Annotated in this window: 2 protein-coding genes; one reads left to right on the top strand and one right to left on the bottom strand. The window is 38.8% G+C overall.

Annotated elements, in window-relative coordinates; translation table 11 throughout:
* Nucleotides 1–234 precede the first annotated feature (234 nt).
* Nucleotides 235–2,460 (bottom strand): glycosyltransferase, encoded by a 2,226-nt coding sequence (locus tag IM515_RS04295; RefSeq protein ID WP_287628701.1) that lies wholly within the window; start codon nt 2,458–2,460, stop codon nt 235–237.
* Nucleotides 2,461–3,002: 542 nt separating this feature from the next.
* Here IM515_RS04295 and IM515_RS04290 point away from each other — a divergent pair.
* On the top strand, nt 3,003–3,185 hold the full coding sequence (locus IM515_RS04290) for a hypothetical protein (protein ID WP_002769951.1): 183 nt from the start codon (nt 3,003–3,005) through the stop codon (nt 3,183–3,185).
* The last annotated feature ends 402 nt before the right edge of the window (nt 3,186–3,587 follow it).

The raw sequence follows: 3,587 nt of genomic DNA, 5'->3' as shown, positions 1-3,587 counted from the left end.
TTTCCGAAAGTCCTTGACTTGTTTTAGTTTTTCTATTAAGCTCAACATATATTTGAAAGGTTGGCGGTCACTCCTCATTTTACCTGATAGTGATCGCTTTTACTTTTGATATTCTGATGGGAGAATGAAACAGCCCTACCCTTATCAAGGGGGGACTAAGGGGGGATCGAACCTAAAATCCATTTTTAATTTAATTATAACCAGCTACTTAAGTATTTTCGACTCTTGACTAAACTAAAGGGCTGTTTTTCGATTCAGAAATGCTCGCCGAATTAAGCCTATTCCCCGACAAAAGCTGATAATTAACAACCAAAGGGATTTTAATTCTCCTGCCGTATTTTTCGGTTGCCAGCGCTGGGGACGACAGAATAAAAAAGTAATTAGTTTTCTCTGGTCTGATAGGATAAGTGGCTGGAATTTAAGGGTTGCTTGCCAGATTTTGCCTCGTTTTTCTAGATTGACTAGATGAGCCGATAAGCGCAAATCTTCGCCTAAAATATCTAGGAGTAATTTTTCTGAGTAGATGGGTTCCCTTAGGTGAATTTCTGCTCCTATTTCCGAAAGTTTTTTCAGATTGCCCTGTATAATTATATCCGATTCTGTTATCAAGTTAACAGGAGATTCCAGCAATTGGTATTGAGTTTCTAAGGTGAGGGGAGCTTCCAATAAAGCCACTAAAGCAGTCATGATAATAACCACGTTATATATAGCCAAAATCAAGCCAAAATTTAGGGGACTTTCTTGATAATTGTGATGATTTAAATTAAAGAAAATACTAATTAAAGTAATGGTGAGAAAAAACAGCAATGGGTAGGATAAGTGCCAATTATATTGATAATTTTTGCGAGCAATTCCCTTGGGTGTCACCTGAAATCCTTTGTCAAAGGGTTTCCAAAGAACATGGAGAACTGTTAGGGATGTTGGTACACAAATAATCATCGATAGTACCTCAGAAAAAACAATCGAGCGCGAGCGAGAATTTAACCAGTGATAAGTGGCTAACTGGAGCATCATGTAGGGTAAAAAGATATAGATTGTCTCATCGATGGTAATGTTCAAAGGTACTATATATCCAAAGGTATAAAGGAGAGGAATAAGCAGAGAAAATAAACGAGCTAAGGGAGAAAACCAGGATAAAAGTCCTTCTAAGTGTGCCAATCTTTGAGGTAGAGTTAGTCCCGCAATTTTTAGGGGATTAGCTTTGATAAAAAAGGCCTGTAACGTTCCTCTTGCCCAGCGCAATCTTTGCAGTAAATAAGCTGATAAACTTTCAGCAGATAAACCAGCACTGAGTTTTTCATTTAAGTAAATAACTTCATAACCTTTCGCTGAGATAGCAATCCCAGTAAAATAGTCTTCACTGATAGATTCTATATTAAAATATCCCACTTCCTCTAAGGCTTTTCTTCTGACAATAAAAGAAGTACCAGCACAGACAGGACTACCCACCCCATCTTTAGCTGGTTCGATATGACGATAAAATAATTCTTCGTCGGGAGTAACGATATTTTCTAAACCTAAGTTATGGGCGATAGGATCGGCATTATAAAAGCTTTGGGGCGTTTGCACTAAGGCAATTTTTGGGTTTTGAAACCAGCCAACAGTTCTTTCTAGAAAATTCCGACAAGGGATAAAATCTGCATCAAAAACTACCACTAATTCCCCTTGAGTTTGTCTGAGAGCATGGTTTAAATTACCTGCTTTAGCGTTTTTTCTATCCTGACGAGTCAGATAATGACAATTTAATTTTTCTGCCAATTGATGAATTTCTGATCTCTGAGTATCATCGAGAATATAAATATTTTTATGAGGATAATTAAGGGCTTGACAACCGATAATAGTTCTTTTTAAGATAAAGGCTGGCTCATTATAGGTGGGAATCAGAATATCTACCGTGGGCAAATACTGTTTATTGATCACTGCTTGGCTATAAAAATCAGCTTCTTTGCGTCTATCTTTCGTGGTTAAGACTAAAAATAACTGAATTATGCTACCACTTAAAACCATCATCTCAACGACTAAAAGTAGTAAACTAAAAAAGCCATTGAGAGGAGTAGAAAGATTTAAAGTTTCCAGAATCCTCCAGAGTAGATAGCGCAGGGTGATAGCGAGAGTGATAGAAATAATGACTAATCTTGACCAAACTTGCGGATGCGGAGACAAGAAAATGATTAACTGCGTCAAAATTAGCAGGATAACTGTGGGTAATAATAATTGATAGCTATGAGCAACCGTGGGAACTTTAATCCAAGCAAAGGGGTTAAAAAAATCTTCTACTAAGCCAAGGAGTAGTCGATAAATATTGTCTTCTGGCCAAGATAATGATAAACTGACCATCATTAGCCCGCCGATCACTGCTAACATAATTAAGATAACTGATATTATCGCTAAAATAGACTTGAATAGGGAGGAATACACTGGTTTTTGAGGGAATGGAAAAATCGATTCTTGGTTAGACATGAATCTCCTTCTGATCAAATAAATATAACTAGGGCTGGCTGAATAATGATAAAACCCTTTTAAAATAAGGCTTTTGACCTGTTAAAATCCGATGTTCATGCTGCGAATATAGGATTGGGACATTCAAAAACCTGGCATTATTCTTTTTTAGTACATAAACTGGTACACAAAAGAAGGGCAACAAAGCCTGAAACGACCGACGACTGGCTACTGACTCCTAACCCCACCAACAAACTTTTTCAGCAAACCCTAACTACATTTTACAATTCTTAACAAAAACCTGTGCATTGGGCAGCTTTCTCATCCTTGGCAATGACACCAAATCGTTTTATAGTCTTACCTCGTTTCAAGGGAAACCCTTGGAACGCATTTCCGGAGGTTCTACCTTGGAACGAGACAAATCGAACTTTAAAAACCCAGTTATGGATTGTTGCTCCCTACACCCTACCCCCCACACTCCACACCCTGTCTCACTTTCAATCTGCTTGTCACCCCGTCAGGAACATAGTATACTTTGGTTAACCGTGAGGAAAAATTAATCTATGATAGCCGTCAAAATCGCCGTTGTTAGCGCTCTCGTTTTAGTTGTGGTCAAATTCGTCGCTTCTGTTCTAGGCAAAGGCAATATACCCCTACTTAATCAGGCTGTCACTGTGATTTTAAGCCTTTTTATCGGTTTTGAGTTGATTCAACTAGGACAAGCGGTGATTGAAAAGATTAATTAGGGCTTGCTCAATAAATGTGAAAACCTTGTTGGGTAAAACTTTTAGACTTTTTGGTTTCCAAAAAGTACCAGATATGGGAGTGATCGGGTGGAAAATTCCGGGACTTTTTCCCTGAAAATTAGGTAATTGACCAGATGAAAATCGCTAAAACCCTACACCCCACCTGCCCCCAGGAAAAGCTTTTTGCCGCAAACCCTATTTGGGGTTGGCTGAATAAATGTGAAATGTAGGTAAGGTAAGGGTTTTGTGGCTTTTCTCGCCAAACAGGTGCAAGATTTTGAGAGAATCGTGCTTCCAAACCTTGCGTCTTCATCGGCCCGCGTCCTGTAGGGGCGAAGCATTCGGGCAATAACCTATCGGTGAAACCGGAGATTTTCTATCCGAATGCTTCGCCCGTACTTT

This window comes from Microcystis sp. M44BS1 (assembly GCF_020244875.1).
Lineage (GTDB): Bacteria > Cyanobacteriota > Cyanobacteriia > Cyanobacteriales > Microcystaceae > Microcystis > Microcystis panniformis.
Note: the sequence above shows the minus strand (reverse complement) of the source record. Positions and strands in the feature narration are given on the sequence as shown.

Coding starts and splice junctions, on each gene's coding strand:
- IM515_RS04295 (WP_287628701.1), bottom strand. CDS start 2,460: ATGTCTAACCAAGAATCGATTTTTCCATTCCCTCAAAAACCAGTGTAT.
- IM515_RS04290 (WP_002769951.1), top strand. CDS start 3,003: ATGATAGCCGTCAAAATCGCCGTTGTTAGCGCTCTCGTTTTAGTTGTG.